Here is a 20,582-nt window from a genome sequence, read left to right as displayed (position 1 = left end):
GATATCCCCAGCGGAGTAGCCTTTACGAAGTAATATTCCAATCTCGGCACGCTCTACTTTGGTGAGGTGTTTGTAGCTGCTCATGCTCCACCAGAGTAGCAAAAGTGCTACGCACTTTCGCACTTCAGAGTTAAGTTTAGGCACAGGCAAAAAGGATGTGTACGTTGACACAGTCGATGTTTCTTCCCCTAGGAGAAGCGCAAAAGCTGCTCAACTTGAGCAGCCGCAGTCAAATGCAAAATCTGTTTCCGTTCATTCCTCATGTTTATTTCGCGAAGCGTCAAACACGGTTCTTCCTGGCCTGCTATCTCAAAGGACTCGCTGAGTTCCTGGATGGACGCAGCGCCACACTCCAACTGGTACGTATGTTCAACGCTGTCGACGGTACACCGCAACTCTACCGTGAGACGCGGATCGCCCTGGCGGCAGTTATCAACTCACGCGCCGAACACACGCCTACACAGGTTGCCGACGTGTTCGGCGTTGGTCGTGCCACTGTCAGTGGGTGGGTACAGGCCAAAGTCCTCCCTGTCGAGGAGAAGAAAATCCAAGGTGGACAGATCGTCCCCATGGGTCCGCGACAACGACGTGTAATGGGTCGTCAGTACATCAAGGCGCAGACGCTTCACGACTTGTTCCAATGGGTGACGCCGTTCTAGGCGTCACCCCGCCCGTGACTCCTCCAGGCGAAGGCTGGAGTCACGGGCTCATCCCCTGAACTTATTTGTTATAAAAACCTTAGATAATTGCTTTACTACCACAAGCAGACAGAGAGTTCATCGTTCGATCTCCTAGGCTCATGATAGTAAATGATCTACCGCGTTTGCGGGATCAGTAGTCCGCTCTTCGGAACACGCGCCCACTCATAACGCTCGGCGAACTTTTCAGCCCGTGCAAGCCACTGATTGGACGCATCGTCGGGATGCTGAAGCAAAACCGACCCATGTTCGAGCGTCGTCGGCCCTTCGGAGGTTGTGATCCGGAGATCAACTACCCCCATGACGATGACTTCGCGGTCCTTCTTGGCTTCGAAGAACACGGCACCGCCATCGACAGCCTGGCTAGTCCGTTTCCACCATGGCGGCTTACGCTTTTTGAACGTTGCCAGGTATGCGCGCCACGCTTCCTTGAGGGCTGTCTCGTTAAAGCCACGAGACAGCCAGAATTCCTTCAGTGTCACGGCGAGCGGATCGCTAAGCGTCACCGCGCCGTACACCGTGTAGTCACGCGCAAATACCTGGTTCGGGTAAGTGTCGTCGGCTGCGATCGCTTGATGCGGGTCGCCTCGATGAATGTCTAGTTCTTGCTGCCAGTGACGGTTATGCGCCTTGGCGTCGCCAGGCGCAATACACATGACGGCACGCGCCGTGGGCTTGGGCTGAGCCGTTCCCGCCGTTCCTGGAACAAGCGGCGGTAGGTGGTACGGGCTGTAGGGCGTAGTGTTCAGGATCTGATTACGCGGGATAATCGTCGTAGGCACGACCCTTCACCTCCTCTGTCTGCTTGTGCTGCCCCACCTTGGGGCTAAAGATAAATGTACCATCTTATGTGTATAGTAAGCAATACGAAAACAATCCAGATCGCTTCGTCCTACCAGAGATCGCGAATCTTAACTCGAAGCACACCAGCTACTGCATACTGCAAAGTAAAGAATACTATGCTCAGAGCAGCCAGCCCACAGCCTACAACAAGAGCAATTGAATAATCGACAGATTGCTTTTCTAACCATCCAGAAGCGGACGTTAAAATGACAGGGATAATAATTAATAGGAGCTTGATAGCAAAGATAAGTCTTGTCGTCAACTTGTCGCGGAACTTTTTAGTGTCTTTTTTATGTTGTGTCTTCATAACTATCGGCGTCATAGTCTGAGCCGTTTTATGCACTACTTTATTACCCGTTTTAACAATACTCACCGGTATTTTTATGAGTGCATAGATCGTCACGGCGACCATAACAACCACTGTAACACCTAAGATAATCATCTCGACAGAGTTAGGAAGTGTAAACGCAGGTACGGGCGATGACACAACAGGCTTGTCGGCATTAGGTGACACAAATAAGGTTACTGATTGGATAACACTAAAGTAAAGCAAAACTGCCCAAAACCACTGCAAAAACCCAAAAAAGTACCCTAAGGCACCAAAGAAATTGGCAATGCCCCTTTTAGGGTTTCGTTTCGACTTTTGCTCCATGAGCTAAGGATACTAGATCATAAGAGCGTAAGCAACATACCGTAAATTATTTAACTACGATAAAAAAGCAAGATCATAGTAAAATAGACGTATGACTGAACCCACACAACTTGAGGGCACTAAGCTCGCTAATTTCACACCACTACCAACTGTTCCACAGCTAGAGATTATTGATGTCGTCGAAGGCACTGGAGAGGTTGTTCCCGAAAACGCTACTATTACCGCGCATTACACCGGCGCACTCTGCAAGGATGGAACTATTTTTCAAAGCTCGCACGACTTTGGAAAGCCAATCACCTTCGGACTAAACCAAGTTATAAAGGGATGGACACAAGGTGTTCCAGGCATGAAGGTGGGCGGTACAAGACGCCTTGTCATTCCATCTGCACTTGCCTACGGATCAGTCCGCGCAGCCGCAAACATTCCACCAAACTCTGACCTCGTGTTCGATATTGAGCTCGTATCGTTATAAGCAACGTTCACCAATAAAAATACACCGCTCAATCTTATGAGCGGTGTATTTATTTCGATTAGCGACTATTTACTAGCGCGCTTCTCGATGATTTCCTGTGCAACGTTAGGTGGTACTTCCTCGTACTGCGCAAGCTCCATAGTGCTGGCTGCACGACCTTGGCTCATTGAACGAAGATCACTTGTGTAACCAAACATACTTGCAAGTGGCACAAATGCCTTAACAAGCTTCGCACCACCAGGAATGTCTTCCATAGCGTCAATGCGACCACGACGAGCGTTAAGGTCGCCAATGACGTCACCCATGAACTCTTCTGGCGTACTAACTTCCACCTTCATAATAGGTTCGAGAAGAATAGGTTTTGCAGCTTTAATACCCGCGCGGGTTGCAATGTGACCAGCGAGCTTAAAGGCAAGTTCGCTCGAGTCGACATCGTGGTAGCTACCATCGTAAAGTGTCGCTTTAACATCTACTACTGGGTAGCCAGCGATAACACCACCTTCGAGAGTTTCGCGCACACCTTGTTCAACAGGTTTGCGATATTCCTGAGGAACAACACCGCCTTTAATAGCGTCAAAGAACTCAAAGCCTTTACCCGTTTCATTCGGCTCAAAGCGAATCCATACGTCACCGTATTGGCCACGACCACCAGATTGCTTAGCATGCTTACCCTGTACGTCTGAGGTACCTTTGATAGACTCACGGAAGGCAACTTGTGGCTCACCGATGTTTGCCTCAACCTTAAACTCACGCTTCATACGATCGATAAGGATGTCAAGGTGAAGCTCGCCCATTCCAGACATAATGGTCTGACCAGTCTCTTCGTCGGTGTGAACGCGGAAAGTTGGATCTTCTTCGGCAAGACGTTGCAAAGCAACACCCATCTTTTCTTGGTCGGCCTTAGTTTTAGGCTCAACAGCGATTGATACTGGTGGTTCTGGGAAATCGATAGATTCAAGCTGAATTGGGTGAGTTGGGTCACAGATAGTTGCACCAGTAAAGGTATCCTTGAGACCAACAACAGCTGCAATGTCACCTGCACCGATAACATCGATATCTTCACGCTTGTCGGCGTGCATACGAACGATACGGCCGATACGCTCTTTGTTACCTGTCGTGGTATTAAGTACGTAGCTACCAGCGGTCAATTTACCACTATAAACACGGATAAAGATCAATTTACCAACAAATGGGTCGGTTGCAATTTTAAAGGCCAAAGCGGCAAGAGGCTCAGACTCGTCTGGCTGGCGCTCAATTGTGTCGCCTGTCTTTGGATTGATACCTTTAATAGCGTCAACATCAAGTGGAGATGGAAGGTAATCAGCAACAAGGTCGAGGACCTTTTCAACAATCACACCACGGCCGTCACCACCAGTTACGAGGAAGAAGTCACCAGCAAGCACACGCTTACGGAGAGCAACCTTAAGTTCATCGATAGAGATCGACTCTTCACCCTGCTCAAGAAAACGCTCAAACAGTTCATCGTCAGCTTCAACAGCAGCTTCAACCAGAAGACTGCGCGCGTTTTTAGCTTTTTCAAGCATGTCTGCTGGAATTTCGCCTGGAGCAAGCTCGTGGTCGGTGTAATCACCGTAGGTGTAAGCTTTCATATCAACGAGGTCAACAACACCGTTGATCTCCTTTTCAAAACCAATTGGAAGGTGGATAGGGAGAGCATTCTTAGAAAGACGATTGTGAATAGTACCCAGTGATTTATAAAAGTCACCACCAATTTGGTTGATCTTGTTAATAAAGCAGATACGAGGAACGCCATACTTATTAGCCTGGCGCCATACAGTCTCAGTCTGAGCTTCTACGCCCATTTTACCGTCGAACACTGTTACAGCACCGTCGAGCACGCGAAGAGAACGCTCAACTTCGGCCGTAAAGTCGATGTGTCCTGGGGTATCAATAATGTTGATCTTGTGACCTTTCCAAAAACAGGTCACAGCAGCAGAGGTAATAGTAATACCTCGCTCTTTTTCCTGTGCCATCCAGTCAGTCGTGGCGCTATCGCCATCAGCACCTCGAACTTCACCAATCTTGTGGTTAATTCCTGTGCGATACAAAATACCTTCAGTAGTGGTCGTTTTGCCTGCATCAATATGGGCAATAATACCGATGTTACGAAAGTCCTTGAGTGGGACGTTTTTCTGGGCCATAGCGTTGCTGCTCTTTCTTCTTTCTTCGTTAAATATGAATTTTTGCCATCAAAAATAGCGCTTCCTTACCATTTTACCAGAAGTGTCTATAAATGTCACCCCCTGTTAACTGTGCACACATGCTCTCTTAATCTATGTTTAAAACATTCTTTTTGTTGCATTATTAACAAGCAGCAAACTAACGCTCAAAAAAAGAACTCCCGTATAAGGAGTTCTTTTTTTGCCCAAATGCAGATTAGCTGCGAGCGAAGTGAGCGAAGGCGCGGTTGGCCTCAGCCATCTTGTGCGTGTCTTCTTTCTTTTTGTACGCAGCACCAGCTTCGTTGTAGGCATCTACAATCTCGAGCGCAAGACGCTGAGAGTAAGGAATACCGTTACGTGAACGAGCTGATTGTACAAGCCAGCTAAACGCATAGTGAAGCTGACGGTGACCCTGTACAGGGAAAGGAATCTGGTAGTTAGCACCACCAACACGGCGAGATTTAACCTCGAAGTTTGGTGAAACGTTCCTTAGAGCCTTTTCAAAAATAGCAAGTGGGTCTTCGCTATCAAGCTTTTTAGCAGCTTGCTCAAGGGCAGCGTACACAGCTTTTTCAGCGATAGATTTTTTACCATCAAGAATAGATTTGTTAATAAGGCGCTGAACGAGTACGCTCTGGTACTTGCGGTCAGGCTTAAGTTCGCGTTGTAGTTTTTTGGTTACTTTACGAGGCATTACTTGTCATCCTTTTTGGCACCGTATTTAGAACGGCCCTGCTTACGCTTTGCAACACCCTGAAGGTCAAGAGCACCACGAACGATGTGGTAACGAACACCTGGAAGGTCTGGAACACGACCACCACGGACAAGCACAACGGCGTGCTCCTGGAGGTTGTGACCTTCACCACCAATGTATGCCCAGACTTCTTGCTGGTTCGTCAAACGAACACGAGCAACTTTACGAAGCGCTGAGTTTGGCTTTTTAGGGGTTTTTGTTGTCACCTTGATACAAACACCACGTTTTAGTGGGGCATCCTGGTCGTAGTAACGCGTTTTAAGCGCGTTATGAATGCGGCCAAGCGCTGGAGACTTTGATTTTTTAATCGCAGTCTTACGAGGCTTGCGCACCAACTGGTTAATAGTAGGCATGAAAACTCCTGTTATTCACTTATTTGAAGAGCAGAATGCTCTGATTTACGATTTGGATTCAGCATATCCGCTTCGTGTCATACTTTTTAGCGTTCTCTCGTGACGTGTACACATTCTTTTCGTCTAAGAGTCTAAAAAGAGGAAACTCATGTATTAGCTTAACAGAGATACTGTATTATTTCAAGGTAAAAATAAGCCCGGAAGGCCGGGGCGGTGCGTCTTGTGAGGACGTACCATTGCCTCGGCCCTTCCGGGTGCATCACATCAAGAGCGCCGACTACGGAAACGCGAAGCGCGTCCTCGTCGATCCGGCCGCCATTCGTCGTGAACAAGTCACGCTCGAAGTCGGTCAAGCCCGTGGGCTGCGGCGGCAACTCCGAAGAACGAGCGGTGCCCGTCGTCGAATCGCCAGTCGTTACTGCCATCCTGACCATCTCCTCCGATGATCCTAGGTGTATTAGATGCGTATATTACGATACGACCTCTAATTAATAATGTCAAACGTTCACCTCCGTAAACATGAAAAATAACCCCTTACAAATGAAGGGGTTATTTTTACAATAGGACCGATATCTACTCAGCGAGTTCGATATCTTCGACGATTTCGCTCACAAGAGCCTCGTCAGGTTCATCAACACGAGCACCGGTTCCAACAGGAATCTTGCGACCAATGATGACGTTTTCCTTAAGACCATTCAGGCGGTCAGCTCGGCCACTAGTAGCAGCATTGATGAGCACGCGAGTCGTGTCTTGGAATGATGCAGCAGATAGCCAGCTATCGCTCCAGATTGACACCTTGGTAATACCAAGGAGCAATTGGTTGTACTGAGCAAGCTCTTTACCTTCGCTGGCGAGTAGGACATTCGCTTCGTAGACCGCAGCCTTAGAAACAATATCACCCATGACAAAGGCGCTGTCACCTGGGTCTTCGACCTGAACACGAGAGAACATCTGACGAACGATGATCTCAAGGTGCTTGTCAGCAACATCTTGACCCTGTGCAGCATAAATACGAAGCACCTCGTTAATGATATAACGCTGTGTTGCTTCCGTACCCTTAAGACGCATGAGGTCGTGGAGATTGAGCGAACCGATAGTAAGACGGTCACCTGCTTCAACGACATCACCAGCCTTTACAACAAGCTGCGTACTGCCAGGAATCTCGTAACGAACCGGTGAGCTCGCGTTTGCGGCAATCACCATCGTGTCTTCGGCAACCTCTACGACACCGTCGAATGGTGCAACGAGTGGTTTAGCTTCGCCCTCGGCAGTTGCCAGAACATCACCAACCTTTACGTTGCTACCAGCTTTAACGGCCATCTTGCGGCCTTCAAGCGCAATGCGCTCAACATGACCAGCTGAAGGAGTAACTTGAACGATGTACTTCTTGCCATCTTCCCAGAGATCAACAACACCAGCAGTTTCAGTAACATGCGCTTGTCCCTTAGGTGTACGAGCTTCGAAGAGCTCTTCAACACGAGGCAGACCCTGTGTAATGTCTCCACCAGCCACACCACCGGCGTGGAAGGTACGAAGCGTAAGCTGCGTTCCAGGTTCACCGACTGACTGAGCGGCAATGACACCGACAGGCTGAGCGGCTGCAACAAGTGTACCGGTTGCCATATCGATACCGTAACTCTTTTGTGGAATACCACGAAGGCTCTTTGTAGAGAGGACGCTCTGGATCTTGACGTTTTCGATAGTAGCATCTGCTTCAATAGCATCGGCAACTTCACGAGTAATGAGCTCGTCTTTACCAACGATGCCAGGGATTTCCTCAGCAGTGTAACGACCATAGAGACGGTTACCAAAGTCAATCATAGTCAGTGCAGACTCTGCACGGTAGATAGCGAAGCCTTCATCCTCCTCAGCGACATCGTCTTTAGCAGTAAAGACATCTTGGCTCACGTCCACAAGACGACGAGTCAAGTAACCCGAGTCAGCTGTCTTAAGAGCGGTGTCAATCAGACCCTTACGAGCACCACGGGTAGCCACGAACGACTCAAGTGATGAAAGACCTGCTTTATAGCTTGAGCGAATAGGTAGCTCAATTTCGCGGTTAGTCGCGTCCACCATGATACCAACCATAGCGCTTGCAAGCTTAACGTTTGAAATATCACCACGTGCACCAGAGTTCACCATGACACTAATGCTAGTATCCATGTTCTTTAGCTGTGACTGCAAGAACTCAGTTACTTGACGGTCAACACCACGCCATGCGGCAACAGTCAGGTTATAACGCTCTTCCTCGGTGATAAGACCCTGGTCGAATTGTTCAGAAATGAGCGCAGTCTTAGCGTCACCTTCTGCAACAAATTCACCAATCTCGTCAAAGTGGATGTAGTCGTCCTTACCAGTAGATACAGCAGCGATAGTGGCAAAACGGAATGCCAGACCCTTCATTCGGTCAGCGGTCTTAGCAGTTTCTTCAGCACCATACGTGTTAAAGATCTTAGCAAGAACCTTCTTAAGCTGCTTCTTGCTTTGGATGTTGTTATCGTATGGAAAATCAGCTGGCAGGATGTCGTTAAAGAACACTCGACCAAGCGTCGTGTTACGAGCTTGACCCTTTGTAACAACGCGAATTGGAGTCTGAAGCTGGAGTTTACCGTTATCGTAAGCCATTTCAGCTTCGTAGATTGAGCTATACGCCTTAACGGTGTCAGTTTGGGCGCTTGGTTTTTCATATGTAAGGTAGTAGTTACCAAGTACAACGTCCTGACCGATGTTAAGCACTGGTGCACCATCAGCTGGCTTTAGAAGGTTGTTGGTTGCGCTCATGAGGTCACGAGCCTCAGCCTGAGCTTCTTTAGACAGTGGAAGGTGTACAGCCATCTGGTCGCCATCGTAGTCGGCGTTAAATCCGTTTGCGACGAGTGGGTGTAGCTGGATTGCTTTGCCTTCAACCAACTTAGGCTGGAAAGCTTGGATTGAAAGACGGTGAAGAGATGGAGCACGGTTCAAAAGAACGTACTTACCTTCAATCACAGCATCAAGTGCGTCCCATACAAGTGCGTCGCCAGCCTCGATTAAACGAGTTGCTGAGCGAATGTTGTGAGCGTGTTCGCCACGGATAAGCCAGCTAATGATGAACGGCTTAAAGAGCTCGAGTGCCATTTGCTTAGGAAGACCACACTGGTTGATCTTAAGCTTAGGACCAACAACAATGACAGAACGTCCAGAGTAGTCAACACGCTTACCCAGAAGGTTCTGACGGAAACGACCCTGCTTGCCCTTAAGCATGTCACTGATGCTCTTAAGACGACGGCGACCGCCGGTAGCGTTAACGGCACGACCACCACGGGCTGCGCTGTTATCGATCAATGCGTCAACAGCCTCTTGGAGCATGCGCATCTCGTTGCGACGAATTACTTCAGGCGCGTTGAGATCAATCAGCTTCTTAAGACGGTTGTTACGGTTAATTACACGACGGTAAAGGTCGTTGAGGTCGCTTGTAGCAAAACGACCACCGGTAAGTTGCACCATTGGACGAAGGTCCGGAGGAATAACAGGAAGAACGGTAAGCGTGAGGCTGTTTGGCCTAATACCAGCGGCAAGCATACCCTCAAGCACCTTAAGACGCTTAAGCAGTTTCTTTTCACGCTGACCCTTAGCGCTTTCGACTTCTTCGCTGAGCTGTTTGATAAGAACAGGCAGATCGATCTCGTCAAGGAGTGCCTTTAGTGCAGTACCACCCATGCCAACTTCGGCAAGTTCTTCGTACTCTTCAGGAAGGTTACGGAAATCAGTTTCGCTGATGAGAGCGCCCTTTACGAGGCTCTCAAGTTGACCCTTTTTAACTGTATACATGTCGTTGAGTTCTTCAACTTCACGTGATTGCTGTTCAGCAAGTGCCTTAACATCAGCATTTTCAACAGAAGCTTCGCGCTCATAGCGGATTTTAATCGCTGCACGGCCGGCTTCAGTTTCGGCATCAAGATCAGCAAGCATTTGATCGCGCTTTTCTTCGTTTACCTTCAATACAACGTAGGTTGCAAAGTAAGCGATGCGTTCAAGGTTACGAACCGTAATACCAATGAGCAGACTCATGGCACTTGGCGTACCACGCATGAACCAGATATGCGCAACAGGTGCGGCAAGCTGGATGTGACCCATGCGCTCACGACGAACGATAGACTTAGTAACAAGTTCACCGTTCTTATCTACAGCTGCTTCACGAGAACGAACACCCTTGAGCTTGTTATCGTGTGGGTTGATATCTTTTACTGGTCCGAAAATACGCTCACAGAACAAACCATCGCGTTCAGGCTTTTGTGTACGGTAGTTGATGGTTTCTGGCTTAGTAACCTCACCGTAGCTCCACTTGAGGATGTCTTCTGGGCTAGCGACTGCGAGACGCACGGCGTCAAAGTCAGCAATACCGTTCGATGCAACAACTCGGCTCATATTACGCCTCCTTCCTTTCTTCATCTATTTCATCAATGTCTTGAATACTCATTCCATCTTCAATGTCACCAATTTCATCAGCTTCATCAAGAACAGTTTCGACAACGTCGTCGTCAAGAAGTCCATCAGCTGGAACTGTCTTGTCTTCTGGGCCAGCACTTGCAATAACGTTTTCGGCGTCAATAGCAGCGTCTTCAGACTCATCTAAAAGATCAACACGAAGACCAAGACCCTGAAGCTCCTTTACGAGCACGTTGAACGACTCAGGAAGCTTAGGACCGACAATTGGCTCATCCTTAATGATAGATTCGTAGGCTTTTGCACGACCATAGGTGTCGTCCGACTTGATCGTCAACATTTCCTGCAGAGTTGCTGCAGCACCGTATGCTTCAAGTGCCCAAACCTCCATCTCACCAAAGCGCTGACCACCGTTTTGCGCTTTACCACCAAGTGGTTGCTGGGTAACCATAGTGTATGGACCAGTCGAGCGGGCGTGGATCTTGTCGCTTACCATGTGGTGAAGCTTAATCATGTGCATCACACCAACAGTTGTGCGCTCTTCAAACGGCTCACCGGTGCGGCCGTCAAAGAGTTGGCTCTTACCGTCAGGTGCGTAACCAGCTTTTTCAAGCTCGCTTGAGATAGTTTCATTCGTCACACCATCGAATGGAGGCGTTGCTACCTTGTAACCAAGGGCACGAGCAGCCATACCAAGGTGAGTTTCAAACAGCTGACCAATGTTCATACGACTTGGCACACCAAGTGGGTTCAAGACCACGTCAACTGCAGTACCGTCTTCCATGAATGGCATATCCTCTACAGGAAGAATACGAGCTACAACACCCTTGTTACCGTGACGACCAGCAAGCTTGTCACCAACGCTAATTTTTCGGAGTTGTGCAACGAAGATCTGGATCTGCATTAGAACGCCAGCCTTAAGTTCGTGACCGTTTTCGCGGCTAAAGATCTTGACGCCAACAACCTTACCACCACCAGCATTGTTCATGCGCTGTGAAGTATCGCGGACATCCTTAGCTTTTTCGCCAAAGATAGCGCGAAGAAGTCGCTCTTCAGAGCTGAGCTCCTGCTCACCCTTAGGAGTAATCTTACCTACGAGCACGTCGCCGGCTTTAACTTCGCTACCGATTTGTACGATACCGTTTTCGTCGAGATGGCGAAGTGAGTCTTCGCTAACATTTGGAATGTCGCGGGTAACGATTTCTGGGCCAAGCTTAGTCTCACGGACTTCAACCGTGTAGTCTTTGATGTTGATGCTTGTAAGAGCATCTTCTTTAACGATGCGGTCAGAAAGCACGATTGCGTCGTCCATGTTGTAACCACCCCATGGCATAAAGGCAACCGTCAGGTCGCGGCCAAGAGCTAGTTCACCATCAGCAATAGAAGCACCCTCAATCAGAATGTCACCCTTTTTAACTTTTTGACCACGGGTAACGCGGGTTTTTTGGTTGATTGAGCGGTCATCGTTCGATTTAGCAAAGTGGATAAGCTCGTATGTCTTAACGCCATCTTTGTATTTAACTTCAACAAGTTTGCCGTCAGCACGAACAACTTCACCATCACCCTCAGCAACAACAAGCTGGCTTGTATTACGGGCGATTTCCGCTTCGATACCCGTACCAACCGTTGGAGATTCTGGGGTAAGAAGAGGAACTGCTTGCTTCTGCATGTTTGAACCGGTCAACGATCGGTCAACACGGTTTTTTTCAATAAACGGCACAAGAGATGCAGTAGAACCAAGGATCTGCTTGTGAGCGGCGTCCATATAGGTAACCTCTGAAACATCTACCTGCTCTGGCTTAAGGTGCTTGCGGGCACTCACACGCTCTGCGGCGAACGTACCGTCGTCGTTTAGTGTCGCACCAGCATCGGCGATAACTTCGTTGATCTCCTGTGAGGCGTCGAGGTAAATAACTTCATCAGTTACTTTGCCCTCAGCTACCTTAAGATAAGGAGTCTCGATAAAGCCGTATTCGTTAACACGAGCGTAGGTCGCAAGGTTAAGCACTAGCCCAATGTTGGCGCCTTCTGGTGTCTCAACAGAACAGATACGACCGTAGTGAGTTGGGTGAGCATCACGAACGTCAAAACCGGCACGTTCGCGTGAAAGACCACCAGGACCCATTGAGCTAAGGCGACGCTTATGTGAAAGCTCTGATAGTGGGTTAACTTCATCCATAAGCTGTGAAAGCTGCGAGCTGGCAAAGAACTCGCGAACAGCTGCAACAACTGGACGGGCGTTAATTAACTGACCAGGAGTGACAGATTCGATGTCAGACATTGACATACGGTCCATGGCATTACGCTGCATACGGAGCATACCAACGCGGAACTGACGGGCAACAAGTTCACCAACCAATTTAACGCGGCGGTTTGAAAGAGCGTCAATATCGTCAGATGGGGCTTGTGTATTATTAAGTCGGATAATTTCCTTGATGATTGCGATAAGATCGCTCATCTGGAAAACACGGTTTTCAGCAACATTTGCGACTTCAAGACCGAGGCGTTGGTTTAGCTTGTAACGGCCAACACGGCTGTAGTCAAAGCGCTTGAAATCAAAGAACATGCGCTCGATCATACTGCGAGCGTTATCAACGGTTGCTAGGTCACCTGGGCGAAGGCGGCGGTAAACTTCAATAAGCGCCTCGTTTGAGCCGCGTGCTGGATCTTTTTCAAGGGTAGCGTCAATGTACTTAGCTTCACCAGTGTCGGTGTCTTCAAACAAGCTCTTAATCTCGCTCGTCTTGTTATGGCCGAGGGCGCGCAGTAGAGTCGTGACAGGTAGTTTGCGGCGACGATCGATCTTAACATAAATTGCACCGTTAGATGCGGTCTCAAACTCGAGCCATGCACCACGGCCTGGAATAAGTTTCGCACCGTAGAAGTTACGGCCGTTTACAACATCTGCAGTAAAGAACACACCCGCTGAACGAATGAGCTGAGAGACAACAACACGCTCAGTGCCATTAATGATGAACGTGCCGCGCTCGGTCATCCATGGGTAATCACCAAGATAGATCTCTTGTTCCTTAACCTCGCCTGTGACCTTGTTCGTAAGTTCAACGGTCGCATGGAGTGGCGCATCAAAAGTTAGGTTATTTTCTTTTGCGTCTTTTTCGCTTGTCTTAGGATCTTGGAACTCGTACTTCTTAAAACGAAGTTCCAGCTTTTGGCCGGTATAGTCCTCGATTGGATTAAGTTCTGCAAAGATCTCGCTCAAACCAGTCTCGACGAATTCACGCCAAGAGTCTTCCTGGTGAGCGATGAGGTTAGGTAGCTCTAAGGCGCTGTCTTTTCCAGTAAAAAAGACACGCCCTGTCGCTGCAGGCTGTGTTTTTGACACGTATAGCTCCTCGCTTGGGTTTAATTGTTTAGTGGATAGAATCGGCGCCGAAGATTCCTAAGATATGGTTGTCTCCGTTCGCTGCCACCCGCTCGGAAACATATTTAACCACAACTACACTACTTCTTAGTACTCATTGTGAAGCAAATAGAGCAAATCGTCAAGAGTAAAATACGCACCATTCCGGCTTTTCGATAGACCACTAATACAATTCAAGAATGCTCTTTATCGTGCGAGGATTTATGCTTTAGTGATGACTTCGTCGATAAGGCCATACTTCACCGCTTCATCGGCGCTCATCCAAAAGTCACGGTCGGCATCTTTTTCAATCTTTGCAATCTTCTGGCCAGTATTCTTGGCAAGAATCTCATTGAGTTTCTGCTTGAGATAAATACTTTCACGAAGTGTAATTTCTTGGTCTGTAACCTTACCCTGAGTACCGCTCGATGGTTGGTGCATCATGATACGACTATTAGGAAGAGCGAACCGCTTACCCTTGGTTCCACTCGATAGGAGAAAAGAGCCCATACTAGCCTGAAGACCGATGCCTATCGTCATAACATCCGGACTAATGTATTGGATCGTATCGAAGATTGCTAGACCATCATAAACCGTTCCACCAGGACTATTGATGTACAATTTAATGTCCTTCTTTGGGTCGGTATGCGCAAGGTGAAGGAGCTGCGCCACAACAACATTTGCCGTTGCTTCATTCACTTCATCTCCTAAAAAGATGATGCGCTCATTTAAAAGGCGAGAGTAAATATCAAATGCTCGTTCGCCATCGTGCGTTTTTTCGATAACCGTTGGTACGAGATAACTTGTTGGCTTATTCATATACTTAGTATACACAAAATCTAGCACTCGATGCAATAGAGTGCTAGATTCTTTAATAGCCCTTCAATTGATTTTATTTACTTTTTATGCTATAGTTTTATGCAGTCTTTTTTCTACACGAGAGGCCTGACATGCTCTTTTCATCCGGTCCCACCAACGTGCTCACGGACCTCCTTCGGTCTGGACGCATCGAGATCAACTACACGTTCGACAAGGGTGGCCAGACGATGATCGCCCTCGACCACGGCGCCTTCGCGAGCCAGCTCTTTCCGCAGATCCTGGAGACCATGTCTCGAGACGGTGGCAAGCAGCGCATGGGCTTCAAGATCACACCCCGCTCCGCGCAGGGCAAGAAGTTCACCACTGGCAACGAGACGCTCGATCAGCTCGCAGGCAACGCCCTGCAGCTCATCGAGGGTGGCTGCGAGTACCCCGAAACCCAGATCTACGTCGACACGCTTCGCCGCGAGCACCGATTGGTCTTCCCCCGGGTCTACGTCCACCTGATTTCGGTCAGTCGGAGTCGAGGCCAGGGTGAGTTCTCCCTCGCGACGGACCTCACCATCTCGACCAAGGGTGCCGTGACTTTCGGCAACATCACCACCTCCCGAGAAGAGACTCTCCGCCCCTGGACGTGAGTCACGAAAGTGAAACTCCGCCCTACATGGGGCGGAGTTTCAACGTATAGACATCTTTTTAAAGATTAGCTTTTCGCGTTAAGCTCAACAAGGCGGTCTACCGTCTTTTCTGTCAACAGACGATTAGCGATGTCGCGACGCGACTCCGGTGTATCGAACTGTTCAACCATACGTGGATTATTAGCATATTGTTGCTTATATAAGTTAACGTGATTCTCGAGCTCTTCGTTAGTAGCTTCAATTTTTTCGGCCTTGCTGAGTTCTGCAAGTACAAGTCCAGCTTGGACACGTTTTTTAGCAGCTTCGTTGACTTCAGTTTCAAGCCATTTGTCCTTGTCTTCAAAGCCTTTGTTTTCAAGATACTGGTCAAGCGTAAGACCTTGGTACATGAGGTTCTGGGTCATATCCCGCTCGATGGATTCAGCTTGATCGTGGAGCAACACTTCTGGTACAGGCACATTACTTGCTTCAACGAGTTGTTTTACAAGGTCATCTTTCATGTTTTCACGAGCTTCACGCTCTTTTTGAGCAGTCAGTTCACGCTTAACGTCAACCTTAAGCTCTTCTACCGTCTTGAATGGACCAGCTTTTGCAGCGAATTCATCGTTAACTTCAGGAAGTACAACTTCCTTTAGGCCCTTGAGAGTCGTCGTGAACACGACATCTGCGCCCTTAAGATCGGCTACGTGGTAATCATCTGGGAACTTGAGTTTAAGATCAAATGTCTCACCTAGTTTTTTACCAACAATTCCTTCTTCAAAACCTGGAATAAAAGAATGGCTACCAATTACAAGATCGTAACCTTCAGCTGTTCCGCCTTCAAAAGGAACGTCATCTTTTTTACCGACAAAGTCGATGGTTGCCTCATCACCTGTTTTAGCTTCGCGAGTAACATCTTTCTTCTCGGCAAAACCTTGACGCATACGGTCGATAATCTCATCAATCTCTTTTGCCGTTACTGTCGCCTTTTTCTCAGTAGCTTTAAGCTTCTTATAGTCGCCAAGTGCAACCTTAGGAAGAATCTCAGCTTCAGCTGTAAATTCTACTTCGCTACCTGGAACGTATTTCTTAATTTCAACCGCAGGACGCTCAAGTGCCTGGATGTCTTCTTGCATGTAGCTTTCAGCCACTGCCTTAGACAGCGCATCCTCTAGCGTCTGTTGAGCCAGCACTTCTGGGTCTACGTGTTTTGCAGCTACGCCTACAGGCACCTTACCTTTGCGAAAGCCTGGTGCTTTCACGGATTTAGCGAGTTTTGTCAGTGCGACTTGTTCCGCAGCCTTAAGGTCGTCTTTGTCGAGCAAAATGGTCAGCTCGACCTTTGTGTCAGATAAATGTTTAACCGATGTCTTCATACAGTGTTCAAGTATAACAGATATAAAGAGATCAAAAAAGCCCACCGACAATGTGGACTCAACAAAACGTGGGGATTCTCCGCGACCTGATAGGCCGCGGAGCCCCGTACTTCAGACGACCTCGTCGTTTCCGTCGAAGGTCGCCCAGGTATAGGCGGTCTCCTTCAGAACGACAAGTTTGCGCTCGACGCCACCGAGATTGGCGTCCATGATGATGCGGTCGGGCGTCTCAGTCGAAGCACGCAGCATCTGCAGGGTGATGACACCCTCCAGAGCCAGTAGCAGTCCCTGGAACGGACCCACACCGACATAGGCGATCTTGTCACCGTTGCCATCACGGATGTCGCCAGCGATGACTCCCTCGACGTCTCGCTTGATCGGCGACGGGTTGATCGACGACAGTGCACCGCCGAGAAAGTCGACGGATACAACCCACTTGCTCTCTCTGACAAACCCCTTCTGATCGAAGATGGTGAACATACCACCTTCAACCGTCCAGTTAACACCAGACACGATACTAATCCCCATGAAACGCTCCATCTGTTGTCGGGGGTGGCAGAAGTGCCACTAGAGAAAAACTATAACACACATCGACTAGTATCGGCTACGTTCTACTCAAAAAGATCTGAAAGATCATCTTGCGATTTGCGACGACGATCCTTAACGCTGCTCACGATACGCTCAAACGCAAACTTTTGCTCTTCACTTGAAGCAGTATCCTTAAACGGGTAAATCTCTGATTGCAATTCTTTTTCACCTACGAATACAATGAATGGAATCTCTTTTTTAACCGCTGTCTTAAGTTGCTTGTCGAGTTTGCGACCAGTAATATCCACTTCAACCATCACACCCTCGCTTCGCAGTTCGTCAGCAAGCTTCATTCCGCCTTCGAGCGCATCACCCAGGACAACCATATAGACCTCAGTCGTTGAAGGTAGCTTAGGCAACAAATTGTGTGTTTGCAAGAATAGTTCAGTCATCGTGTAGCCCGGCGCCATGCCAACAGCCGAGATAGGTTCAGCACCAAATAAACCGACTAAACCATCGTAACGGCCTCCACCAAAGAGTGAACGATTATTTTCGGGGTCAGTATCAAAAAACTCAAATACCGTACCAGTATAATAGTCGAGGCCACGCATAAGAGTAATATCAAACGTCGCATTCTTAACGCCTGAGCGCTCTAGAAGTTTAAAAAGTTGTTGAACTTCTTTAACAGCTTCGTTTTCACGAATGCTATCCGGCAGCTCCGCCATTGCCTTAGCGCTAAGTAGCTTGGCGATCTTAGAAAGACCCTCAGGAGCTTTATCATCTCCAAAGATTTCGATCGCTTGATCACGGAAATCTTCGTTTGAGATTTTATTTTTTCGGTCAAATAGTTTAATCATAAGCTGCGACTGAACCGCATCAAGACCAAGATATTCACTCATCATATAGTTAATAACCTTGCGGTTATTAATCTTGATGATAAACATATCATCAGTCGCGCCAAAACGTTTCATAAAAGTTGCACCCATTGTAATGATCTCCGCCTCAGGCAAAGCACCATCCACGCCAAAGATATCGACATTCAGTTGCCAAAACTCGCGCTCACGACCACGCTGAGGGCGTTCATAGCGCATAAAATTGGCAATGCTAAACAAGCGAGCTGGATACGCCATCTCTTGACGACGAGCAGCAACCATACGGCTAATACTTGGTGTCATTTCTGGACGAATAGCAACCGTTCGCTCTCCACGGTCAGAAAAAGCATAGGTTTGTTCATTGGCTAGCTCTTGGCCTGATTTAGCCGCATAGACTTCAAGCGGCTCCAAAAGCGGTGCACCGTACTCTTCATACCCAAAACTTATCGCAATTTGTTTCCAGTTGGAAAAGATATAATTTTGCACACGCTTTTCAGCAGGATAGAAATCTCGGGTGCCTTTATATGGCTGTGATGACAACGTACTCATTGGGGTTATTGTTGCATTTTTTTCCTCGGAAAGCAAGGTTGAGCGGTTTTCTGCCGACATTATTTTTCTCCTTTTTTGCCAATTGGATGGCCTTAATGACTGCTAATTCTTCGGTATTTACTTGAACAAATTGCACAAGTTGACGCTCATCGAGATAGTCAAGTTTTGCAACACGGTCAGTCCAACCGCCAAAGCCCGTATAGAGAACTATCGGTTTGCGCATACGATAAGCTACTGACAACTCTTGAAGTGTTCCCGCACCACCGCCTAGAGAAATAACCGCGTCACTCATACCAACAAGCAGAGATGGACCACGAAAACCGCTATCAGTAGTTACGATCTCTATATCAACATAGTCATTACCCTCTCCGCGACCATCACCAGATATTTCGGCAACAGTGAGACCACCTGCACTTTTAGCGCCTCGACAAACCGCCTCCATAACACCGTCCTTACCGCCATTAACGATAATGCATTCTTTCTGCGCTAGGAGTCGACCTATCGTTTCGGCAGCAGCGTACATAGCTTTAATTGGTTTATCATAGGCATATTCCTCAGGTCCGGCCGATCCAATAACGGCAATCTGTAGTTTTTTCATAAAAGAACTCCTCGTTCGTAGGTTTTTATAATGCTCTCCATGGCTTTCTCATTACCAAACTTTGCAACCGCATACTGACGCCGTATATCCGAGCGTTCCGCGAGGGTAGCCAGAGTATTGACGGCGGGACGCCCTCCTCCCTCCTGCTGATACTGAATAGCGCTGTACACTTTCATGCCAGCTCGTTTTTCAAGACGCTTTGAGGCCATAGCCATACCCACAGCTGCTATTGATGTGTCGTCAGCATCGAAAGCTTCGCGCGCTACGGCAAGCGTCAGGCCACTTACCGCCACATCATCAACAAAGCAGAAAGGTCCGTTTGCTACAGTTGTATCCCCGGCTTCGAGTCGGCGAAGCTCTCTTACTCGATTGTCATCGACCGTACGCATTCGTAACTCCGTAATAGCCAAGCTGCGGGGCCAGAATTGTGTAATATCTCCTGCGCTATTGCCGACTGAAATGAGTTGCTTGCGCTTTTCACATAGAGATAGCGTCGTGAGCGCAAGTTTTTGAAGTGCTATGGGTACAATGCGTTCGTCAAGTGCCTCGGCCTCTTCAGCTACTTCTTCAAAATTACGGTCGATGAAGCCAGCACAGAGCACCCGAAGGTAGTCGAAGATCTACAGACTCACGATTATCAAGCATATCGTTCAGTTCGCGTTTAGTTCTTTTATTTGTAATTTCAAGTTTATTCATTTAATTCTCCTTGGTTATTTTTCACAACATAAAAACGCCGAAGCGATATCCGGCGTATTTATATAAATAAGGGTTATAGAAAACTATCCGGATCACTTCGGCAATATATGTGAATGATGGAATGAATGATGGATAGCAATGTAGTTCATGTAATAATTATATCATTTATTCTGCAAGTGGCAAACCTTCGCGTTCAGCAACGGAATACATCATATCTCTCGTGACGATATGTAGTCCGATTGCCGTCATACGATATTGTGCGGAGGGATGCCGCAACTCCGCCCCTATCAAATCACGTCCCTCCATCACCTGCTCTCGACGCCGTCTGCGCTCGTGAGCTAGGCCGCCCTTGGCAATCTCGACATAGAGTAAATCGTTTTCGTCTGGTTCTTCAAGTCCTTCAATAGCGTTCAACTGTTCGCCGACCCACCGAAGATCGCGTGTGTTTTTAGATGCAACATTAAAAAACAGACGGCCACTGCCGTCTTGATGCTCTTGCAGTCCAAGTGGCTGCGCTAGAACAAACGCACGCTGCGCAAGTGATCGCTTTCGCATTTCTCGTTCAATATCAGCAAGCTCAAGTGCGTGACGTGTGCGATGTTCGCCCTGGGTTACGACTGTCTGCGCTGTCGTATACATCCTCGCGGAACGTTCATCCATTGGTTTTTCAAGAAAGCGATTTACCGCGCGAACGACCGCCGGAGAGGGCTGTAGCTCACCCCGTACGCGCGTCACCGGTTGTAGTCGCCGTTCGCTCATACCGTAAGTATGACATGCACTCGACAC

18 protein-coding genes are annotated in these 20,582 nt (G+C 48.2%); 3 read left to right on the top strand and 15 right to left on the bottom strand.

Annotation, left to right across the window (positions count from 1 at the left end):
- Positions 1–365: 365 nt before the first annotated feature.
- The gene (locus tag VLG36_02820) at positions 366–659 is read left to right on the top strand and encodes a hypothetical protein (protein HSW77705.1); all 294 of its coding nucleotides are present in this window, start codon (positions 366–368) and stop codon (positions 657–659) included.
- Between the two features lie 155 nt (positions 660–814).
- On the opposite strand, the gene VLG36_02815 is transcribed toward VLG36_02820, so the two are convergent.
- Positions 815–1,480: a hypothetical protein gene (locus VLG36_02815; GenBank protein ID HSW77704.1), complete on the bottom strand. Its 666-nt coding sequence runs from the start codon at positions 1,478–1,480 to the stop codon at positions 815–817.
- Between the two features lie 110 nt (positions 1,481–1,590).
- On the bottom strand, positions 1,591–2,193 hold the full coding sequence (locus tag VLG36_02810) for a hypothetical protein (GenBank protein ID HSW77703.1): 603 nt from the start codon (positions 2,191–2,193) through the stop codon (positions 1,591–1,593).
- Between the two features lie 91 nt (positions 2,194–2,284).
- Between VLG36_02810 and VLG36_02805 the strand changes: the two genes are divergently transcribed.
- On the top strand, positions 2,285–2,665 hold the full coding sequence (locus VLG36_02805; protein HSW77702.1) for an FKBP-type peptidyl-prolyl cis-trans isomerase: 381 nt from the start codon (positions 2,285–2,287) through the stop codon (positions 2,663–2,665).
- Between the two features lie 65 nt (positions 2,666–2,730).
- On the opposite strand, the gene fusA is transcribed toward VLG36_02805, so the two are convergent.
- The 6 genes from fusA to VLG36_02775 form a co-directional block, all read right to left on the bottom strand.
- Complete coding sequence (gene fusA, locus VLG36_02800) at positions 2,731–4,827, bottom strand: elongation factor G (GenBank protein ID HSW77701.1); 2,097 nt, start codon at positions 4,825–4,827, stop codon at positions 2,731–2,733.
- A gap of 235 nt (positions 4,828–5,062) precedes the next feature.
- Positions 5,063–5,542, bottom strand: coding sequence for a 30S ribosomal protein S7 (rpsG, locus tag VLG36_02795; GenBank protein ID HSW77700.1), 480 nt, complete (start codon positions 5,540–5,542; stop codon positions 5,063–5,065).
- Complete coding sequence (gene rpsL, locus VLG36_02790; protein HSW77699.1) at positions 5,542–5,955, bottom strand: 30S ribosomal protein S12; 414 nt, start codon at positions 5,953–5,955, stop codon at positions 5,542–5,544. The genes rpsG and rpsL overlap by 1 nt, the downstream gene beginning before the upstream one ends.
- A 573-nt stretch (positions 5,956–6,528) precedes the next feature.
- A complete protein-coding gene (rpoC, locus tag VLG36_02785; GenBank protein ID HSW77698.1) occupies positions 6,529–10,362 on the bottom strand; it encodes a DNA-directed RNA polymerase subunit beta' in 3,834 nt (1,277 codons plus the stop codon).
- 1 nt (position 10,363) lies between these two features.
- Entirely contained in the window at positions 10,364–13,723 is a 3,360-nt protein-coding gene (locus tag VLG36_02780; protein HSW77697.1) for a DNA-directed RNA polymerase subunit beta, read from the bottom strand.
- A 240-nt stretch (positions 13,724–13,963) separates the two neighbouring features.
- Positions 13,964–14,560 (bottom strand): ATP-dependent Clp protease proteolytic subunit, encoded by a 597-nt coding sequence (locus VLG36_02775; protein ID HSW77696.1) that lies wholly within the window; start codon positions 14,558–14,560, stop codon positions 13,964–13,966.
- 131 nt (positions 14,561–14,691) lie between these two features.
- Between VLG36_02775 and VLG36_02770 the strand changes: the two genes are divergently transcribed.
- Positions 14,692–15,198: a hypothetical protein gene (locus VLG36_02770; GenBank protein ID HSW77695.1), complete on the top strand. Its 507-nt coding sequence runs from the start codon at positions 14,692–14,694 to the stop codon at positions 15,196–15,198.
- A 65-nt stretch (positions 15,199–15,263) separates the two neighbouring features.
- Here the strand turns inward: VLG36_02770 and tig are convergent, their stop codons facing one another.
- The 7 genes from tig to VLG36_02735 form a co-directional block, all read right to left on the bottom strand.
- A complete protein-coding gene (tig, locus tag VLG36_02765) occupies positions 15,264–16,553 on the bottom strand; it encodes a trigger factor (protein ID HSW77694.1) in 1,290 nt (429 codons plus the stop codon).
- Positions 16,554–16,664: 111 nt separating this feature from the next.
- Entirely contained in the window at positions 16,665–17,081 is a 417-nt protein-coding gene (locus VLG36_02760; GenBank protein ID HSW77693.1) for a hypothetical protein, read from the bottom strand.
- A gap of 83 nt (positions 17,082–17,164) precedes the next feature.
- Complete coding sequence (hisS, locus tag VLG36_02755; GenBank protein ID HSW77692.1) at positions 17,165–18,502, bottom strand: histidine--tRNA ligase; 1,338 nt, start codon at positions 18,500–18,502, stop codon at positions 17,165–17,167.
- Entirely contained in the window at positions 18,474–19,100 is a 627-nt protein-coding gene (locus tag VLG36_02750; GenBank protein ID HSW77691.1) for a TIGR00725 family protein, read from the bottom strand. Before VLG36_02750 ends, hisS begins: the two co-directional genes overlap by 29 nt.
- Positions 19,097–19,702 carry a hypothetical protein gene (locus VLG36_02745; protein ID HSW77690.1) on the bottom strand — a complete coding sequence of 202 codons (606 nt, stop codon included), beginning with the start codon at positions 19,700–19,702 and terminating at the stop codon, positions 19,097–19,099. The genes VLG36_02750 and VLG36_02745 overlap by 4 nt, the downstream gene beginning before the upstream one ends.
- Positions 19,674–19,796 (bottom strand): hypothetical protein, encoded by a 123-nt coding sequence (locus tag VLG36_02740; protein ID HSW77689.1) that lies wholly within the window; start codon positions 19,794–19,796, stop codon positions 19,674–19,676. The genes VLG36_02745 and VLG36_02740 overlap by 29 nt, the downstream gene beginning before the upstream one ends.
- A gap of 165 nt (positions 19,797–19,961) precedes the next feature.
- Positions 19,962–20,555, bottom strand: a complete 594-nt coding sequence (locus VLG36_02735; protein HSW77688.1) for a hypothetical protein — start codon at positions 20,553–20,555, stop codon at positions 19,962–19,964.
- Positions 20,556–20,582 lie beyond the last annotated feature (27 nt).

This window comes from Candidatus Chromulinivoraceae bacterium (assembly GCA_035478595.1).
GTDB lineage: Bacteria > Patescibacteriota > Saccharimonadia > Saccharimonadales > Saccharimonadaceae > CAMLKC01.
This window is presented reverse-complemented; position numbering and strand designations above follow the sequence as displayed.

Coding starts and splice junctions, on each gene's coding strand:
- VLG36_02820 (HSW77705.1), top strand. CDS start 366: ATGTTCAACGCTGTCGACGGTACACCGCAACTCTACCGTGAGACGCGG.
- VLG36_02810 (HSW77703.1), bottom strand. CDS start 2,193: ATGGAGCAAAAGTCGAAACGAAACCCTAAAAGGGGCATTGCCAATTTC.
- VLG36_02805 (HSW77702.1), top strand. CDS start 2,285: ATGACTGAACCCACACAACTTGAGGGCACTAAGCTCGCTAATTTCACA.
- fusA (HSW77701.1), bottom strand. CDS start 4,827: ATGGCCCAGAAAAACGTCCCACTCAAGGACTTTCGTAACATCGGTATT.
- rpsG (HSW77700.1), bottom strand. CDS start 5,542: ATGCCTCGTAAAGTAACCAAAAAACTACAACGCGAACTTAAGCCTGAC.
- rpsL (HSW77699.1), bottom strand. CDS start 5,955: ATGCCTACTATTAACCAGTTGGTGCGCAAGCCTCGTAAGACTGCGATT.
- rpoC (HSW77698.1), bottom strand. CDS start 10,362: ATGAGCCGAGTTGTTGCATCGAACGGTATTGCTGACTTTGACGCCGTG.
- VLG36_02775 (HSW77696.1), bottom strand. CDS start 14,560: ATGAATAAGCCAACAAGTTATCTCGTACCAACGGTTATCGAAAAAACG.
- VLG36_02770 (HSW77695.1), top strand. CDS start 14,692: ATGCTCTTTTCATCCGGTCCCACCAACGTGCTCACGGACCTCCTTCGG.
- tig (HSW77694.1), bottom strand. CDS start 16,553: ATGAAGACATCGGTTAAACATTTATCTGACACAAAGGTCGAGCTGACC.
- VLG36_02760 (HSW77693.1), bottom strand. CDS start 17,081: ATGGGGATTAGTATCGTGTCTGGTGTTAACTGGACGGTTGAAGGTGGT.
- hisS (HSW77692.1), bottom strand. CDS start 18,502: ATGAGTACGTTGTCATCACAGCCATATAAAGGCACCCGAGATTTCTAT.
- VLG36_02750 (HSW77691.1), bottom strand. CDS start 19,100: ATGAAAAAACTACAGATTGCCGTTATTGGATCGGCCGGACCTGAGGAA.
- VLG36_02740 (HSW77689.1), bottom strand. CDS start 19,796: ATGAATAAACTTGAAATTACAAATAAAAGAACTAAACGCGAACTGAAC.
- VLG36_02735 (HSW77688.1), bottom strand. CDS start 20,555: ATGAGCGAACGGCGACTACAACCGGTGACGCGCGTACGGGGTGAGCTA.